Genomic DNA, 18,466 nt, shown 5'->3' with positions numbered 1-18,466 from the left:
ACAGTGTTATTTAGCAGGGCAGACTGACAATAAATGTACTGCCAACGCCAACTGTACTTTCAACTTTTATCGTCCCGGAATGCGCCTCCACTATCCACTTGGCAATAGCTAACCCCAGCCCGGTACCGCCTGCTTCTCTGGATCTTACTTTATCTATGCGGTAAAACCGCTCGAAAATAAGCTTTTGCTGTTCCGCAGGAATACCGACGCCATCATCCTGTACGCTGATATATACTGTCCGTTTCGGGCTAGTCGTCTGTTTGACGGAGAGTAGGACCTCGCCGCCTTGCCGGCCAAATTTCAAAGCATTATCGATCAAAATTACCAGTAACTGGTTGATTCGTTCTCTGTCTGCATGAACCAAAAGTTTATTTTTGCCGTTATAATCAAGCCTGATCCCTTTTTCATTGGCCAGCGGCTTAAAAGAGCGGGCAACTTTATCGGCAACAAGGTTTAAATCAAAATTTTCTTTTACAATTGTATCAGCACTGGCGTCAGCCCTGGCCAACGTCAGCAAGTCTGCTACAATTTTTGTCATCCTTTTGATTTCACCTTTCATGTCATCGAGAACTTGTCCGGAAAACTGCGAAATCCGATTTTCATCATCGGTCTGAATGGCATCTACAGAAGTAAGCATAACGCTGAGAGGAGTCCTTAGTTCATGGGATGCATCAGCAACAAACTCGCGCTGTCTGAAAAAAGAATTCTTAAGCGGAATTATGGCCCGGCCTGCCAGCAAATGACCGGCAAAAGTGGCAATAAACAAAAACAGCAGGGACATGCTGATCAGTACAAGTAACAGTCTTTGCAGCATCTCATAATAAGATGTGATATTCTTACCCACGAAAACAGTGCCTAACACCTGCTCACTGTCAGCAATCCGGATACCGCAGATCATATAGTAATTCTTTTTGCCATCAGGCAGGTATATCTTGGTAAATACTACTTCCCCGTCCGCTCCTTTCCAGTTCTGGATGCTGTTTAAAACAGCGTCACGCAAGTCACCGGGCGGTTCGCTTGACGAAACCGGCTGTCCTGCCAGGTCAAATGCATAGTGGAAGATTGTTTCGCCATTTTGATCATCATCCTCCACCGGCGGCTTCCCAGTCAACTGAATCTGCCGGAACACAGCCACGTGTTCCCGCGCTTCTTCTTTGGCAAATGCCTCGACATCCTGCTGCTCTTCTCGGTACAGCACCCAGACCAGGCCGGAATAACTGGCGATAATAAATGCCAGGAGATAACATATCATGACCGCCGCATACACCATGGTTAAATGGTTACGAATTTTAGTAAACATGATGAGCCTCCAGCTTGAAGCCCACTCCTCTTACGTTTTGAATTACCACATCGCCCTCAGGCAGATTGATCTTCCGCCTTAGCAGCCGCACATAAGCATCCAGATTGTTGGGCGATACATCAGCCTCCAGGCCCCAGACCCGGTCTAAAATTACTTCCCGGGGAACAACCTGTCCTTCGTTTTGGACCAGCAAATCCAGCAATTGAAATTCACGGCTGGTAAGTTGCACCTCGTTATCGGCAAACCGTACACTACGAGTGGAGCGGTTCAGCACAAGGTCGCCGACTTGTACCTCCTCCTCTTGTAGCCTGGCGCTGCTACGCCGTGATAAAGCCCGCAGCCTCGCAAGCAGTTCTGCAAATTCAAACGGTTTTACAAGATAATCATCAGCGCCCGAATCCAATCCGAGTACCCGGTCAACAACATCATCCTTCGCCGTAAGCATCAAAATAGAGCTCTGATAACCATGCTTCCGTAAATATTTGCAAGCCTCCAGCCCGGTTTGACCAGGCATCATCCAGTCTAAAACAATTACATCATAGGGTGAATACATGGCATACTCTATCGCCGTGTCTCCCTGAGTAACCCAGTCAACCTGGATTCCAGATTTGATCAGCATTGCATTTATTAAATTCCCCAGCTTGGCATCATCTTCAGCAAGCAAAATACGCATGTATCTACTCCTTCCTCCAACGCTTAGCAGTACAGTCAACTAACCGTTAAGAGCATAGTAACTAAACCCGTTTTTTCTTTGCAAAAATTTGGGATTACACCCCTCCGCCTCTTTTAGAAATTTATCTGTTTTTGCTTCAGGTACTATAATTACTATACTATCCTTTGCGGAATTCGTCACGAACTTTGCTAACGATTCGGTCGGCATCGTATATTTGCTTGACCAGCTCAACACGTCTGCCGGTGCTGTTGTTACAGTATCTGCCGGCATAATTTTTACAATTGTTCTGCCGCTGTAATATACGGCGGATGTACTGTAAAAATCGTAGAAACCCATTTTCTGTCCGTTATATTCGAGCAGGGTTTGTCCAAGCTCTTTTCCCGATTTGCTGTCCGCCATATTAGGAAAAACCAAAACTGACACCGCTAAATACACCACAATTTGGCACAAGCCGAGTAGACCAAGAACCTGTTTTGCCTGTTGTCTCTTAATCTGCCACCAGGCAGCCAGCATTATAACCAGCAGACAAAACAATGCTGCAGCCAGCCAAACAAAATCCAGAAAACGATAAGCTGCAACAAAATATCCAAGAGTTGATAAAAGTAAAGGTATACCTATCCAGTAGATAAGCGCCCTTTTCTTATTTTGTGTTATCAATTTCTCCAGATACATTCCCGTTATGATCGCCAGTGGAAAAAATATCGGGAATGTATAGGTAAGATATTTGGTAGCCATAAGCGTATAAAAGATAAAATAAACACCGACCCAGATAATACTCAATACCCACAGTGTTGACCTTCGCCATTCGCCGCATTTACAGCCGTCAACGATAGCCTTTGCCGTGATTGGCGACCAAGGCAGCATGCCCAGCAAAAAGACGACCACATAATAATAAACTACATTATCATTGGGATGCTCGGAAACAGTCGCCCGCAGATAATTATGCACACCAAAGAATGTATTGATAAAATCAGAGCCATAAGCATAATACATAGCGCCATACCACGGCAAGGCAAGCAGAGAAAAAAGCAGTATGCCGGCCGGTATTGACATTCTTCTGATTTCGGACCAATTACGCTGCAGGGTAATAAACAATACCATTACAAGCCCCGGTAAAAGTAAACCTACGGGTCCCTTGGTCAACACCGCCAAAGCCATACTGGTATACATGGCAATATACCATCGCTTTGTCCCTTCTGCGCCAATGTAGCCAAGGTAAAAAAATACCAAGGCCGCACTGTTAAAGACAAATAGAACCATATCAGTAATAACAAACTTGGCAAGCAAAAAATACTCCAGTGAGGTTCCCATTACAAGCGCCGCTAGCAACGCTACTGACTGGCTGGAAGTCTTGGCCAGAAACCAGTATACCAATACCACTCCTAAACCAGAAAAAACAGCAGGCGCCAAACGGGCTGCCAGGTCGGAAAATCCAAAATATTTAAAAGAAATTGCTGTCAACCAATAGAAAAAAACCGGCTTATCAAACCATACCTGCCCATATATTTGCGGTGAAAGCCAGTTTGAGCTGGTTACCATTTCCTTGGCAGTAAGGACATAATTTGATTCGACCGGATCTGTGATTGGCACAAGATGGCTAAATAACAAATAAGAAATAAAGGATACCAGAAACAATCCCACACATATGTTGCGTGATCGGACAGTTGCCACAGAAATTGAAGCAGCCATAATAATCCCCCTTGTATCAGTACATGCTAGATTATCTGTAATATAAACAGAGACGAATAAATATGTTTACTGTTATATTGCGCTTTAGCATTCTTTTTTCTCTTACAGACAGACATAGCATATCAGTCATTTTTGACTCTGATTCTTAGGAATTATACCAATTGATTCTGAAAATAAAATGAAAAAACAAAGCCTGCAGCAATTCACTGCAGGCTTTGGCCCAATTATCTGAGCTTTGGGTAGCAAAAACAGAGCGGACGCAAATGATATTCGCGTCCGCTCTGTCTAAAAATCGCTTTCCGTGTTCCCTCAAAACCAAACAATGTAAATGATACTACAGCCACCGCATATGGTGCGTCTAGTATCGTAATGCTTTGCCAGATGTCCGCACATCGAATTAAGATAGACTTGTTTACGACGGTCTATCAGAAATCTACAACCTGTAGACTCCCTCGATGGCATCGCCGACCTAGGATTTCGGACTATGTTTCAAATCCGTAATCTCCCTAGAAAGGAGGTGATCCAGCCGCACCTTCCGATACGGCTACCTTGTTACGACTTCACCCCAATCATCGGCCCCACCTTAGACGGCTGGCTCCTTGCGGTTACCCCACCGGCTTCGGGTGTTTCCAACTTTCGTGGTGTGACGGGCGGTGTGTACAAGGCCCGGGAACGTATTCACCGCAGTATGCTGACCTGCGATTACTAGCGATTCCGACTTCACGGAGGCGAGTTGCAGCCTCCGATCCGAACTGAGAGCTTGTTTATGCGTTTCGCTTACCTTCGCAGGCTTGCTTCGCTTTGTTTAAGCCCATTGTAGTACGTGTGTAGCCCAGGACATAAGGGGCATGATGACTTGACGTCATCCCCGCCTTCCTCCGCATTGTCTGCGGCAGTCTCCCTTGAGTTCCCGCCTTTACGCGCTGGCAACAAAGGATAAGGGTTGCGCTCGTTGCGGGACTTAACCCAACATCTCACGACACGAGCTGACGACAGCCATGCACCACCTGTTTTCGTGTCCCCGAAGGGAGGAACTAATCTCTTAGTTTTTCACTCAATGTCAAGCCCTGGTAAGGTTCTTCGCGTTGCGTCGAATTAAACCACATACTCCACCGCTTGTGCGGGCCCCCGTCAATTCCTTTGAGTTTCAACCTTGCGGCCGTACTCCCCAGGCGGGGTACTTATTGCGTTAACTCCGGCACAGGAGGGGTCGATACCTCCTACACCTAGTACCCATCGTTTACGGCCAGGACTACCGGGGTATCTAATCCCGTTCGCTCCCCTGGCTTTCGCGCCTCAGTGTCAGACACAGTCCAGAAAGTCGCCTTCGCCACTGGTGTTCCTCCCAATATCTACGCATTTCACCGCTACACTGGGAATTCCACTTTCCTCTCCTGCACTCAAGATCCCCAGTTTCCTGCGCCCATACGGAGTTGAGCTCCGCACTTAGACACAAGACTTAAAAATCCACCTACACGCCCTTTACGCCCAATAATTCCGGACAACGCTTGCCACCTACGTATTACCGCGGCTGCTGGCACGTAGTTAGCCGTGGCTTCCTCCTTTGGTACCGTCATTACCTTGCATTATTTACACAAGATACGTTCGTCCCAAACGACAGAGCTTTACGATCCGAAAACCTTCTTCACTCACGCGGCGTTGCTCCGTCAGACTTTCGTCCATTGCGGAAGATTCCCCACTGCTGCCTCCCGTAGGAGTCTGGGCCGTGTCTCAGTCCCAGTGTGGCCGTTCATCCTCTCAGACCGGCTACTGATCGTCGCCTTGGTGAGCCATTACCTCACCAACTAGCTAATCAGACGCAGACCCATCTCTAAACGGTAGCTTATATATAGAGGCCACCTTTCTTAACTTAGTCATGCAACCAAGTTACCACATTCGGTATTAGCACCACTTTCGCGGTGTTGTCCCCAATTTAGAGGCAGGTTGTCTACGCGTTACTCACCCGTTCGCCACTATCTGCTATTCAACACCGAAAACTCAGGTGTTGTGACGGCCCTGGATGGGCCTAATGTCGAGCTTGCCATGGACGGCAATAAAGCTCGACTTCCTTGCGTGAAGCGCTCTCTATCGTTCGCGCTTGACGCTGTCGGAGTTCACATCACCAAAACCCTCGGTGTTGAACAGTAGACCGTTCGACTTGCATGTGTTAGGCACGCCGCCAGCGTTCGTCCTGAGCCAGGATCAAACTCTCCATAAAAGTTATATTTATGGAGCCTTTTGTGGCTCATAAAATTTAAAAGAAATTATTTAATGTGCTCAAATGAGCACCGCACATCTGGCTTTTATGATGCATTACTTACATTGTTCAGTTTTCAGGGAACGTATCGCTTATTATGCAGCGACATTTATAGATGATAACATATGTTTTCATCTATGTCAAGTTTTGTAACGCTGCCGATTCACGACTTAGTTATATTATCATTCCCGAGAGGGGTATGTCAAGACATTCTTTGGAATTCTAACCAGCCTTACCATACCAGTTTGTTCACTAATCGCACACAATATTGTCCGTTATGACTTGCTAACATATTAATACACCCGTAATCCTGAGAAATACGGAACAAATTTTCAATTGGCATACCAAGAATATGACAGAGCAGCAATCTGTTAATGCCTGCATGGCCAACAATAAGCAGATTACCTTCCGTATTGCCGACTATCTCAGAGAAAGTTGCGACAATTCGGTCTTGGCACTCTGCAAAACTTTCGGCGCCCGGAATACGATAGTTACCGATATTACTTCCCCTATTAGCATACTCTTTCGGAAAAAATTGCTTTATTTCCCCAACTGCCTTTCCTTCCCATTCGCCCATGCTAATCTCGCGCAATTCCTTTCTGATTACTGTTTTTTTTTCAGTGTTTTCAGCAATTATCCTGGCAGTAGTGACAGATCGAGTCAAGTCGCTGCAGAAAACAGCGGCAATATCCCTGCGGGCAAATTCGGCCTGGAGCAGTCGGGCTTGTTTTACCCCCTCTGCTGATAAAGGAATATCAATATGGCCTATATACCGGCGCTCATTATTCTCCATTGCTATTTTACCGTGGCGAATTAGATAAATAAGCTTTTCCTCTTGTTCATGTCGCACTCCTGACACCCTCCATAATACGAATACTTCTTTTACCGGAATAATGGGGAAAATAGTGGGCAATCCTGGCTCCGATCGCCAGCAGGCCTGCTCGCTCGGCCATGTGAACACCAGGTATCAGCCTGAGAGAATTTAGAATTACCTGCTCAGAATGGGTTATGTCCCCGGAAAGTATTTCTACCTGCACTGTCAGTTTTGCAGGCCGGTCATACACCACCTCGGCCGTAAAATCCGCCACAGCCGGCAATGCTAGCAACACTTCATCAAGTTCAGCCATTGTTATTGCCTGGTGTTCTCCCAAAACCACCCGGCTGTTCAGCCTGTTTTGTACCCGCGCCAACCGCCGCAGACTGCTGCCGCAAGGACAGGGCTCAGGAATAAAGCGGGAAATATCCCCTGTCCGGTAGCGAATGAGCGGCATACCCTGCCGGGTAAGAGTAGTAAAAACCACCTCGCCGTACTCCCCGTCCGGCAACGGTCGGGCTGAAACCGGGTCAATAACCTCAAAATACAGATCGTTTTCCCGTAAGTGATAGCCCTGATGGGCCTGACATTCCAGCCCGCCGCCCAATCCCATTTCAGTCATACCGTAGTGTTCAAATACTTCACACTGCCAGATTCGTCTGAGCTCGCTGACAATGGCGGCGGAAACATAATCGGTGCTTAACAGCGCACAGCGAGGCGCCCGTTTGCTCCCTTGCCATTTTTCCCAGTAACGGGCCATTGCCAAAACCTGTACCGGAACACCGACAAGACAAGTAACCTGCTCACGGCACATAGCCTCCACAGCAGCCGGCAAATTCTTTACAAGACCATGGGCGACAGGCACTCCCCCCAGACGCAGCAAGCCCTGACGCAGTAAATCGCCCACACTGCCCGGACGCTCGCCCGGTAAAAGAATCATGGTTTTATCGCCAGTCCCCACTAAGGTAGACATGCCGCACCGAAAGAAATCAACCGTTAACTCCTGATCGGCGGCGCTGAAATAGACTCGCTTAGGTTCACCCGTGGTTCCGGAAGTATCCAACGTTACGACCCGGCTGATTTCACTCTGAGAACCACAAATCATTTGCATAGCATGGGCAGTAATATCAGCCGGTGTCGTCAGGGGACAGCCGGCCAGGTCTTCCAGTCTGGCAACTGCCGCTCTCGCCATCCCGGCCAAATGCCGCCGATAGAACGGACTTAAGGTTCGCGCCCGGGCTATGCTGTCATTTAGCCGGGACAGCTGATAGCGTTCAACTTGTTCTCTTGTCAGCGTTGAGCCCGTACTACCTGTTTTCAACGCTATCCAGGCTTCTAAAGGCGTTACTTTCAGGCCGCTCTTCATGGTGACCGCCGGTATAAAGACTGTCCCTGCCGGTTGGTGAGATTATAGGCGCAAAAGGGAATTAACCGGTCATCAGGTCCCACGACATGAATGAAACATTGTTTTAACCGGTCTAAATCCAGCGTCCAGGCATCCTGAAACGCCATACCGGACACGGCCAGCGTATAGGTCTCTACACGTTCGAGAAACTCGTCAAGACTGGCTATATTGCCAACACCGCCAGAGGAGCCCGCCTCCACTGCAGGCGTATTGCGTTTATCCCGGGCGGCCGACCATTGTCTGGCAACAAATTGTCTGGCCCGCTTTGCCCCCCCTGTGGCGTATTTGCCCTGACAGCAGCAGGCACTGCTGTCTGGTGCAGGCGCCAGGGGTTTTAGCTGTCCGCCCGGCGTTAATATAAAGTTGCCATGAAAAGAACAGTGAGCATGCTCTCCTCCCGGCGGGCGGAAATGGCTTATTTTCATTTGACCGTTGGTCTGCTTTTCAATCTCGCGCATTACCTGGGGAAGTGTCATCCGCGCCGAATCAGCAGGTTCCACCGGATATCTCCCAAAGTAACTGACCGGCTGAAAATGTACGCCGCGTACAACGGGCATCCTGTTAACAGCCAGCCGTAGAATATCGCCAATCTGCTGGTCGTTTATACCGGGAACTAAGGTAGGCACCAGCACAACACCAAGCTCGTGAGCCTCACACACTGCAATCGCTTGTTGCTTTATTTCAAGAAGCGGCTTGCCGCGCAGTTTAAGATAAACATCGTCACTTATACCGTCAAACTGAAGAAAAACACAGTTAAGCCCTGCCGCTTTCAGCCTGCCGGCATACTGTGCATCGCTTGCCAAGCGAAGTCCGTTCGTATTGACCTGAAAAAACTCCAAACCAAGTCTTCTCCCCATAGCAATAACTTCCGGCAAATCATCGCGGATGGTCGGTTCGCCGCCTGATAACTGGATATTATACGGCCCGCCGCTATTCATAAGCATCCGGTACCATCTCTCAATATCAGCGAGAGCGGGATCGCTTGTACCCGCCGGTGTTGCTCCGGCAAAACAAATAGGACAATGCAGATTGCATCTTTCTGTTACTTCCAGTAATACGCAGCAAGTCTGCTGGCCATGTTCGGGACATAGCCCGCAGTCAAACGGGCAGCCCCTGTCGGTCTGGGTAGCGCATACCCCCGGCTTAGACGGTTCAGACGGGTTCGTCCAATCCTCATACCGGGGTTCCCCCTGCCATATACATACTTGAAACAGTCCATGCTCGGGACAAGTTTTCCTTAGAAAAACCTTGTCGCCGATAGCCGCCCGTTCGGCCGGAATGCGCCGCAAACATTCGGGACAAACACTCTTGGTTGCAGAAAGCCAACTTTCCTTATGTTCCTGAATATCATCCATGGCTACTCCCTCTCTCCTGTTACAATATGCTTTGCCAGCATTTCCGCCAGTAAATTGTCAAAACTGTTTTTGCTTGTCGCGGCATCACCGTCAGGAAAACTGACTTTTATGACAGAATCATTGATTACGCCTTTAAAAGATGTGCCGTCGGCAAGAGTTGTTTGAAAAAAAGGGCGCGGAAAGTTCCTATGACATGTAAGCGAGCCAAGGCCGCCAAAGCATGCCAGTAAGGCTTCGTCTATCCTGACAGCAAGTCGATACTCATAAACGTTGGCTCCGCCAAAACAATTCTCAACCTTTTTCCATTTAAAATGGTTCATGCAGCATCATCCCAATTGCTTCCAGGCAATAATCAACTTCTGTGTCGGTAGTAAAGCGCGATAAACTAAACCGGATAGTCCCCCGTGGAGCCATTCCTAAAAAGGAGTGAATCTGCGGCGCGCAATGCAGTCCGGCGCGGCAGATAATGCCAAAGCTCTTGTGCAAGGCTTCCCCGGCGTCTTCTACCGTCCAATGCTTTAACGTACAGGAAATCACCGGGGTCCGCGGCGATCTGACATCAATAATATCAGCGCCAAGGGCGGTAAGGCCTGCCGCCAGCCGGTCAATCTTACCCTGCATACCGTCAACATTATCCAGCGGGTTTTCACCGGACCAGGCTAACGCGGCCGCCAGCCCGGCAAACGCCGCGTCATTGGGTGTTCCTGCTTCGAAACGAACAGGCAGGAGAGCAGGCATCTCGTCAAGGTCGCTTTGTATGCCGGTCCCGCCTACCCATACCGGATTTAGCTCTGTGCCGGGAGCTATATAAAGACCGCCTGTACCTGTAGGTCCTAACAAGTATTTATGTCCGGTAAAGGCTAAAAGATCAATCCCCCAGTGTTCCGGCAAAACCGGTACCAGTCCCAGAGTTTGTGATGCATCCAGAAGCGTTGCAGCACCGGCAGCCTTAGCCATCCCGGCCAGCAAGGCAGCGTCATTTATCGCCCCGGTTACATTAGAAGCATGGGTAAATACGGCCAGCTGCGGCTTGTATTTGCCAATCGCCGCCTGCCATTCTGCCGGTATAATCCGCCCCTCCTTATCAACAGGAACCTTATAGACGGATAACCTCCTGGTCTTGGCGAGATAGTAGAGCGGCCGCAATACCGAGTTATGTTCGGCAACAGAGGTAACTATGGCTCCTCCCTTTCGCCAGCCGAAACCCTGCAACGCAATATTTAAAGCATGGGTGGCATTCGGACAAAAAACGATGCGTTCAGAAAATTTCACCTGCAGTAAATCTGCCAGCAAACTGCGGCATTTACCAGGAACATCCGGTCCGCTAAAACCGGCGCGGCCGGCATGATGAGGCAAACCGTTAATACAGGCAGCTACTGTTTCTCCTACCTGCGGCGCCTTAGGCCAGGAAGTCGCGGCATTGTTAAAATATACCGGCTCCATAACTTTTACCTCCTATTGCCATACTCTATAGTATCCACCAAAGATTTACAGCCAGGCAGTGAGTAAAACGCAGGTTTAGCGCCAGCAGCGAGCGTTACTCACTGCCCGGCTATAAAAAAATCTTTATTGGATTTCATATAATTCGTCAACACTATTAACGCCCAAAAGGCCGGCAACCCGCCCCTGGATGATTTCGGCAGTCTGCTGGCGACGCAAAATAGAAGCCAGTATTTCGGGACTGCCGGCAAATCGCTCCAGCGCAGGCTTAAAGCGTTCGCTTAAGGACACTCTTTGTTCGCCTTGCACTAACTTATCGGCCAGAAACACAAGCGCCGCTTCGTCAATATCACGCTCTGCCGCAAATTCCAAGTCCATGTGAGAAGCTACAATGCCTGCCAGACTGGAAAACCCCATACTCCGCACCATTCTTGCCCCGCGTTCCGGATGGTTTGGCTTGCCTTTGGCCAAGTCATGCACCAGACCGCCGGCGACAACTAACTCAGTACAAATACTAAATCCCGCCCCGGAGAGCAGTTCTGCCAGCCGGCGGCCGACTTTGGCCACTTCCAGCCCATGACGTTGGACTCTTTCACTGGTCTGATACTTATGTAACATACCCAGACACTCTTCGCTGGTAGGCACTTTGCGCCGTTCGTAAAACTGAATAAGCTGCCTATAGTCCTCTTGTGTATCGATATCAAGCAGCACCCCCTGATCGGCTACCGCCACCTCTACACTGTCTGCAGTAAACCGGTCTAAAATATGCCGGAGTCCGCCTGCCCCATCTCCCGTTAGGATACTATCATACAGCTTGGCGCTGATAAGCGGCGGATGTCCCCGCTGCCCGTTAAAAACAGGATATATAACGGCCGCACCGGTCTGACGGAATACCCTTATCAAATCCTTAATGCTGCGTTTTCTAATTAAAGGGGTGTCTCCGGGCAACAGAAAAAAAGCTTCTTCTTCACCGCTAAAAGTTTTAAGCCCCGTGATAACCGAAGAAAACATGCCTGCCGCATAATTCCGATTTTCGATAACGTCCACCTGCAATCGTTCCAATAAAGGGTATAATTCGGCTGACCGGTAGCCGACTATCACCCGGATATCCTTAATACCGCTGAGACGCAAACTGTCTACTGCCGTCTCAATTACCGTTTTCTCACCTACCGGCAGCAGGGGTTTAAACGCTCCCATGCGGGAAGAATACCCTGCCGCCACGATTAGACCTACGACCCTTGAATTGCACATATTTCCCGCTCCGCCCTGGCTTTAATCAGCTCGGCCACAATGCTTACCGCTATTTCCTCCGGCGTTTCAGCCATAATGTCAATACCTATCGGGGAATGAACCCGCCTTAAGTTTTCCTGACTGACACCTTTTGCCAGTAGATTCCGGAATATATGTTCCCGTTTCTTCTTGCTGCCAATCATGCCAATATAGGCGGCATTAGTCTCTATAGCCTGTTCCAGAACGATATTGTCATGCAAATGCCCTCTGGTGACAATAACAAGGTAGCTGTCTTTGTTAATGCTAAGCTGCGATATACATTCAAAATTTTCTACCACAACAACTTCCGCCTGGGGAAAGCGTTCCTTATTGGCAAAAACAGGCCGGTCATCGATAACCACCGTAATAAAACCAACCATATCTGTCAGGCGGGCGATTTGCCGGGAAACATGACCGGCACCAAACAGGTAGGCCACTCCGGGCGTCCTGATTGGCTCAACCAAAAAGTTCCGGTCTTCCTTAACATCGGCATGAATGGAAATCTTGGCCGGACCAGCGGCGAGCTTTTCTAAAAACGCCGGTTCGCATACAAAATTTCCAACGATAGTGCCATTCTGCTTAACCAGGCATTGTTGCCTTTTCCGGCCAGCCACCGGTTCGCTGGTAAGCTCGGTTATCAGCCACGCCTTTTGCGCCTTGTCCATAATCGATAGAACAGCTTCATAAATCAATGTGTTACCCGGGTCGTTCGCATCTAAGTAATCGAGCAGAATTTGTCCCTGTCCGCCACAGATCATCCCTGTACTGGCAGCATCCGCGCCTCTTAAATCAAATGGTTGAATCATCGACTGGCGGGTTTGCCGCACTGCTTCGGCCAGTTTGATTGTCTCGGCTTCCAGCTTTCCTCCGCCAACCGTGCCAATAATGGATCCGTCTGCGCAGATAATCATTTTGGCCCCTGCCGACCTGGGCGCCGAACCCGCACTGTGAAAAACAGTAGCCACCACTACGCTTTGACCGGATGAAAGCAGTTGAATTAAGTTCTGATATAGCTTTTTCACATCCACCCTCCTAGCCGCCACTTTTTTATAGTGGACCACTAAACTAACTGCCGGAAAGGGTATATCCATTGGCCGCCAGAATTTCTTCGACTTTACTTAGAGTATCTATAACAAGCTGTGGACAACGTGTTACCCTATTGGCAGGATCACCTTCCAAAATGTTGTCACAGTTAGTTCCCTCATAACCGGCGCACGCTGTTCCTTCGAACCAGTTTACTAATTCCCGGATCATGTCGTTCTCACGGCTGTCCTCCATCTCTTCCAGAGTTCCCTTACCGGTATAGAGGCCGATCAGACACGCCCCACCGGTCAAAGCTCCGCAAGTCTTGCCACAAAACCCCACTCCCCCGTTTAAACCGGACATGGCCCGCACCAGTTCAGGGTTTTCCTTACCTTGGGCCTCCAAGCCAATTATAAGCAGGATCTGACTACAAAAGAAGCCTGCTTGTGATAGCTCCAGCAGCTTAAAAAACAATTCGTTCACAGTCATCCTCCTTTTTTTGCCCGCACCGTTTACTCGCTATATTACCTGAATAAACACTTCCATAACGCCTCCGCAAACCATTCCTTCATCGGCCGCCGCATCATTGAGCATTCTTACCGTATACAGTTTGGACCGGTTGCCGTCAAGTGCGGTTAAGGCCTGCCGCCTGACTTCAGCTTCGCCACAGCCCCCGCCAATAGTACCAAAGGATCTGCCATCCGGTAAAACCAGCATTGTACTGCCGGCTTTACGGGGCGTCGAACCGCGCGTCTCCACAATGGTAATCAGGGCGGCTTTTTCACCCTGATTTTGCAATTGACAAATTTCTTGTAAAAATGCTTTATCCATGACTACACCCTCTCGCCGCGCTTAATGACGCGGCCGATCCACCCCGAAAAACGGCTACTACTTCGGCGGCAATGCTGACTGCTATTTCAGCAGGAGTTTCCCCTTTAAGATCAAGGCCAATCGGCGCCCTTAGCCGATTTTCAATATCCGGCGGCGCTCCTTCTTCTTTTATCAGCTTGATAATTTCCCTAATCCTTTTTCTGCTGCCAATCATCCCGAGGTAGCCGGCATTGCTGTCCATAGTAGAGCGCAGACAATCGAGATCATAGCGATGCCCGCGGGTAACAATAATAACTGCCGTATCACTATCCACTGATATATGCTGGACTGCCTGCTGGAAGTTTTCACAGATTACCTTGCTGGCCCCGGGGAATCTGGCTGTATTGGCAAACTCCGGCCGGTCGTCAATGACCGTCACAGCAAAATCCAGTAATGAAAGCATTTGTACCAGCGGTTGGCTGATATGCCCGCCGCCAAACACCACCGCACTGCGCTTTTTCACCAGCCGGTCCCAAAACAGCCGAACACTTCCTCCCTGTTGAGCCTCCAGCGTGATGATTACCGGTTTAACCCATACGCTTTTCTGCACCGTTTCCTTTATTTTTTCGAGAAGCGTCGAATCCAGCTGTCCAGCCGCATTTCCATCTTTCTCAACAATAATCATTTGCCCGATCTGAACTGCATCTGCCGGCACACAGTCAATGACAGTCAGAACATTTACACTTCCGCCAGCCTCCACTGCCGACAAAAGCTTATTAAACATGATTTACATCCTCTTTCGTATCACACCGTGCTTTGTCAGGACCTTTACCAAGTAAATCGTTTATTTTGGCGAGTGCGGCTTCAGATAAAAAATTGATGTGAGTTGTTGTTCCATCCATGGCTTCGCCGGTTAAAACTATGCCGTTATCAGTTTCCAAATAGCCTACAGGTAAATTTCTTCTAAACATTTGTCCTGTATTTTTGTCAACCACTTCGACAATAACCCAGTCTGCTTCAATTTTATCAATCAACACGTTTTCTTCCTTCATGCCGGACCCCTCCCTATATCTTATTTTGCCGCAGAAAGTATTAAACGTGGTCCCATTCTGCAGTTTGGACAACTCCGCCCTTCATTGGTGCCGTCACAACTCTTGCAATACACGGTAAAACACCTGCAGCACTGATACAAAGGTGCATTGTCAGCCAACTCCTTATCACAGCGGGGGCATGTTGTTTTCTCCAAAGTGTTTCATCCTTTCGTTGCTTTTTTTTCAGCTACCAGCAAAAAGTATCCTATCTTTTTCCCGGAAGTTACTACACATTGCCAAAGTTCTTCCATTGAACCATGCTCCATAATATAGCGAGCAACGAATTCTCGCAAAAAAGCCGACTGGTCTTCCCAGACAAGGCTGGTAAAGCCGAGCTCCCTGAGAATTGTCTGCTGTTGTTTTTTGTTCAGATACCCGGCCGAACTATCGGAATCGGCCAAATAGAGGTCAGTGATAGCCATTTTCCCCCCTGGGACAAGAACGCGGCTGATTTCCTGTAAAGCTAAGCCTACATCCTGCATAACCGACAGGCTGCACTCGGCTAGCACCCCATCAAACATAGCAGGCGCAAACGGCAGGCTTTCGCCTGACGCCTGAATGAACGTTAGGCCTGGCGAACACATTCTGGCCTCATTCAAACGCTCTGCCGATGAATCTATCCCGATTGTCTCCAACCGGCAGACGCTATGGATATACCGCATCGTTGCGCCTGTACCGCAGCCAACATCAAGCACCTTGGCGCCAGGTACAAACGAGCATAATTCAATAAGCCGCCGGGTAAGCGCAAGTTCGCCAGGGTGTTGGTGAAGCATCATTTATCCTCCAGCGCAGCTTCTACCTGTTGCATTTTACCGTTGGCCAACTCTTCCGGAATATACACCAGCCCGCATTGCGAACATCTATACAGTTCAACCGGAAAGCTGCTGCCAAGATAAGTCAAAGTTACCTTGCCGAGTGTTAAGGCAATGCCGCACTTAAAGCAGGTAATATTTACCTGCTGTTGTCCTGTCATGTTGCTCATTTGCATCCTCCGCTATCCGGTAATATTGATTCTGTGACAATAAGCGTTACGAACGATAAAGCCATCTTCGTGCGGCTGGTATTCTACCCAGTAGGTGACGCTGGCCGGCTGGAAATATGCAATATAATAACCTTTTTCTGCATCTTTTAGTTTATTGCCGTTGCTTTCGGCCTGCGCGATCACTTGCGTAACATCATCAACCAAAATCATTCGCTCTTCCATAACCCGTAAGACGGCATCGGGAATAACAACTTTAACAGAAGCTTGCTTTGCGTTCACCTTTTCACCCCATACTTCATGCAATAGTGATGTTTTTAATCTTGCTCTGTTTTCTTGCCGTTTTGAAAGCCCCGGTCCTTCTCCGCCAGTCACCTCAGCATCGGTCTTGCCAAAAATTAAATCCAGCAAATGATACGCTTGTTTGCCCCGGCCGGCAAAATTATCACGGCACATGGCGCAATAGGTTAGATAATCTGACTCACTTTCTTTAATCCTTCTATTTATAACTTTATGCGTAACCTCTTTATTGGCATAAAGCATTAAGCCTCCATAACCGCAGCATACTGTAGTCTCACGGCATAAAGGCAACTCTTCAATTTCATATCCCAACTTGCCGGCGATATTCCTTACACTGTTTTGCAGCTCGGCATCATACCGCGTTGTACAACTGTCATGTATCGCCAGCCTGCGCGGCTCACCATCCAAACATTGACCTGCCGGCAAACCGATCCGCTCAAACAGCGTCCATAAACTTTCCACATTCATGTCAGGGTAATTTTGTTTCAACAGGCTATAACAGGTAGGACATGCGGTGATAACCTTGGGGCTGCCCAGACTGCGCCAGCCTTCTTCCAGATTTTTCATTGCCGCCAGAAATAACTTTTCCTGCCCGGCCCAGGTGGCCGGCGCCCCGCAACATCCCAGCATTAAGCCAACTCCGCCAGTCGTCTTCTCACGCAAGAATTGATAGATCTGCTTGACATAGCCTGGGAAAGATGCGGCTAACTGACAGCCGGGATAAAATACCAGTTCACTTGAGGCAAAACCTGGCTGGTGCTTGATAAGCGTAAATTGTTCGCCTGTGCTAAATTGCATATCCCGTAAGGCAAAATCATGCACTGACGGCGGCATCTTACCCTTAGTCACCATTATTTTACGGGCCTCAGAGAAAATTTCAGCCATATTCAGCTTGCCCGGACACACCCTTTCGCACAGACCGCAAAGACTACAGGAATTAATTAGTCTATTGGCACGATGAATCCCCATTACAATTGATAAATTATTATATACCTCACGTACATACCGTTTGGGATACGAATTGTAATGAGCTAGGTATTCGCACGCTTTTACACATTCAAGACACTCGCATAACAGGCAGCGGTTGGCTTCCTGACAGGCTTCCTCCTTGGTATAACCGCTCGCCGGCTCACTTGCCTGTACCATATGCTCCGGTTTTAGGCCCATGATATTTGTGTAGAGCGCTGTTTCAAAAGGTCCTTCATTTCCTCGGTTGGCCGTAAGCGATGCATTCTGTAATAACCGGTCAATGGATACTGCCGCGATCTTACCGTCGGCTATGGAGCTGATTGGCGAAGAAATTCCGGCCTTGCGGCGGAGGCTTCCCCCTGCAAAAACTTTACCATGGCTGGTTGCCAAGGTTAGCGGCTCAATTTTTATTCCGTCCTCAGCATCCAAAGCGAGGTCGAAGCTTATGCTCCTGTCCCGAACAAGCCCGGTGCCGAAATAAATAGCATCATACTTTTCATAAAGACTGTCTAGCGATGTCACGGGAGCATTATAGGCGACTTCCAATGGCAATCCTTCCAGAACGGAAAAGTCGTTTTGAATTAACTGACGGGGCAACTGAGACTCTGGTATATCCCAGATACTCCCTCCCAAGCGGTCGGTTGCCTCAAAAACAACTACCTTATATCCTTTGCGTGCAAGCTCACAGGCTGCCGTTAAGCCGCTCAGGCCAGCTCCCACGACAGCCACTTGCTTGTCTTTAACTTTGGGAACGGCAAATCTGGCGGCTGCGGCGTTATCAACACAGATTTTCTCCATTGCCCGGATAAAAATAGGATCGTCAAGCTCGCTACGCTTGCACGCCTGCTGGCAGGGCTGGTCGCATATCCTGCTGATAATTCCCGGAAACGGAACCATTTTCTGGAGCACGGCAAAACCTGCCGCATAGTCTTCCTGCCGGACAGCATTTACTATACCGCGTACATCAACATGGACCGGACATCGGGCAGTACAGCCGGGTGGATTCTCTTGAACACATTTCGCTTCCCGTTGACGCAGTAGTTGCTGATCCATAGCGAACCCCCTCTCCACTGTAAAAAAACGTAAGTAGTG

At 48.8% G+C, this 18,466-nt stretch carries 17 protein-coding genes and 1 rRNA gene; all 18 read right to left on the bottom strand.

Annotated elements, in window-relative coordinates; all coding sequences use genetic code 11:
* Nucleotides 1–10: 10 nt before the first annotated feature.
* Nucleotides 11–1,300, bottom strand: a complete 1,290-nt coding sequence (locus SATMO3_RS10465) for a sensor histidine kinase (protein WP_371380668.1) — start codon at nucleotides 1,298–1,300, stop codon at nucleotides 11–13.
* Nucleotides 1,290–1,973: a response regulator transcription factor gene (locus SATMO3_RS10460; RefSeq protein WP_371380666.1), complete on the bottom strand. Its 684-nt coding sequence runs from the start codon at nucleotides 1,971–1,973 to the stop codon at nucleotides 1,290–1,292. Before SATMO3_RS10460 ends, SATMO3_RS10465 begins: the two co-directional genes overlap by 11 nt.
* Before the next feature lie 39 nt (nucleotides 1,974–2,012).
* The gene (locus SATMO3_RS10455; protein WP_371380664.1) at nucleotides 2,013–3,662 is read right to left on the bottom strand and encodes an ArnT family glycosyltransferase; all 1,650 of its coding nucleotides are present in this window, start codon (nucleotides 3,660–3,662) and stop codon (nucleotides 2,013–2,015) included.
* A 510-nt stretch (nucleotides 3,663–4,172) separates the two neighbouring features.
* Nucleotides 4,173–5,880: ribosomal RNA gene (locus tag SATMO3_RS10450) — 16S ribosomal RNA — on the bottom strand.
* 271 nt (nucleotides 5,881–6,151) lie between these two features.
* Entirely contained in the window at nucleotides 6,152–6,769 is a 618-nt protein-coding gene (locus SATMO3_RS10445; protein ID WP_371380662.1) for a histidine phosphatase family protein, read from the bottom strand.
* Nucleotides 6,759–8,099: a DVU_1553 family AMP-dependent CoA ligase gene (locus SATMO3_RS10440; RefSeq protein ID WP_371380661.1), complete on the bottom strand. Its 1,341-nt coding sequence runs from the start codon at nucleotides 8,097–8,099 to the stop codon at nucleotides 6,759–6,761. Before SATMO3_RS10440 ends, SATMO3_RS10445 begins: the two co-directional genes overlap by 11 nt.
* Entirely contained in the window at nucleotides 8,096–9,493 is a 1,398-nt protein-coding gene (gene trsS, locus SATMO3_RS10435; RefSeq protein ID WP_371380659.1) for a radical SAM (seleno)protein TrsS, read from the bottom strand. The genes SATMO3_RS10440 and trsS overlap by 4 nt, the downstream gene beginning before the upstream one ends.
* 2 nt (nucleotides 9,494–9,495) lie before the next feature.
* On the bottom strand, nucleotides 9,496–9,813 hold the full coding sequence (locus SATMO3_RS10430; protein WP_371380657.1) for a hypothetical protein: 318 nt from the start codon (nucleotides 9,811–9,813) through the stop codon (nucleotides 9,496–9,498).
* A complete protein-coding gene (locus SATMO3_RS10425) occupies nucleotides 9,800–10,936 on the bottom strand; it encodes an aminotransferase class V-fold PLP-dependent enzyme (protein ID WP_371380655.1) in 1,137 nt (378 codons plus the stop codon). Before SATMO3_RS10425 ends, SATMO3_RS10430 begins: the two co-directional genes overlap by 14 nt.
* Nucleotides 10,937–11,059: 123 nt before the next feature.
* Nucleotides 11,060–12,184, bottom strand: a complete 1,125-nt coding sequence (locus SATMO3_RS10420; protein WP_371380653.1) for a DVU_1551 family NTP transferase — start codon at nucleotides 12,182–12,184, stop codon at nucleotides 11,060–11,062.
* Nucleotides 12,163–13,224, bottom strand: a complete 1,062-nt coding sequence (locus SATMO3_RS10415) for an XdhC family aldehyde oxidoreductase maturation factor (protein WP_371380652.1) — start codon at nucleotides 13,222–13,224, stop codon at nucleotides 12,163–12,165. Before SATMO3_RS10415 ends, SATMO3_RS10420 begins: the two co-directional genes overlap by 22 nt.
* A gap of 43 nt (nucleotides 13,225–13,267) precedes the next feature.
* Complete coding sequence (locus SATMO3_RS10410) at nucleotides 13,268–13,708, bottom strand: DVU_1555 family C-GCAxxG-C-C protein (RefSeq protein WP_371380650.1); 441 nt, start codon at nucleotides 13,706–13,708, stop codon at nucleotides 13,268–13,270.
* 36 nt (nucleotides 13,709–13,744) lie between these two features.
* Nucleotides 13,745–14,056, bottom strand: a complete 312-nt coding sequence (locus SATMO3_RS10405) for an XdhC family protein (RefSeq protein WP_371380648.1) — start codon at nucleotides 14,054–14,056, stop codon at nucleotides 13,745–13,747.
* The gene (locus SATMO3_RS10400) at nucleotides 14,049–14,819 is read right to left on the bottom strand and encodes an XdhC family protein (RefSeq protein WP_371380646.1); all 771 of its coding nucleotides are present in this window, start codon (nucleotides 14,817–14,819) and stop codon (nucleotides 14,049–14,051) included. The genes SATMO3_RS10405 and SATMO3_RS10400 overlap by 8 nt, the downstream gene beginning before the upstream one ends.
* Nucleotides 14,812–15,087: a hypothetical protein gene (locus SATMO3_RS10395; RefSeq protein ID WP_371380644.1), complete on the bottom strand. Its 276-nt coding sequence runs from the start codon at nucleotides 15,085–15,087 to the stop codon at nucleotides 14,812–14,814. Before SATMO3_RS10395 ends, SATMO3_RS10400 begins: the two co-directional genes overlap by 8 nt.
* Before the next feature lie 200 nt (nucleotides 15,088–15,287).
* Nucleotides 15,288–15,902, bottom strand: a complete 615-nt coding sequence (trsM, locus tag SATMO3_RS10390; protein ID WP_371380642.1) for a DVU_1556 family methyltransferase — start codon at nucleotides 15,900–15,902, stop codon at nucleotides 15,288–15,290.
* Nucleotides 15,899–16,108, bottom strand: a complete 210-nt coding sequence (locus SATMO3_RS10385) for a DVU_1557 family redox protein (RefSeq protein ID WP_371380640.1) — start codon at nucleotides 16,106–16,108, stop codon at nucleotides 15,899–15,901. The genes trsM and SATMO3_RS10385 overlap by 4 nt, the downstream gene beginning before the upstream one ends.
* 12 nt (nucleotides 16,109–16,120) lie before the next feature.
* Nucleotides 16,121–18,427: a pyridine nucleotide-disulfide oxidoreductase/dicluster-binding protein gene (locus SATMO3_RS10380; protein ID WP_371380638.1), complete on the bottom strand. Its 2,307-nt coding sequence runs from the start codon at nucleotides 18,425–18,427 to the stop codon at nucleotides 16,121–16,123.
* Nucleotides 18,428–18,466 lie beyond the last annotated feature (39 nt).

It is taken from the genome of Sporomusa aerivorans (assembly GCF_041428895.1).
Classification (GTDB): domain Bacteria; phylum Bacillota; class Negativicutes; order Sporomusales; family Sporomusaceae; genus Sporomusa; species Sporomusa aerivorans.
The sequence above is the reverse complement of the archived record's forward strand: the minus strand, read 5'-3'. Positions and strand labels throughout refer to the sequence as shown.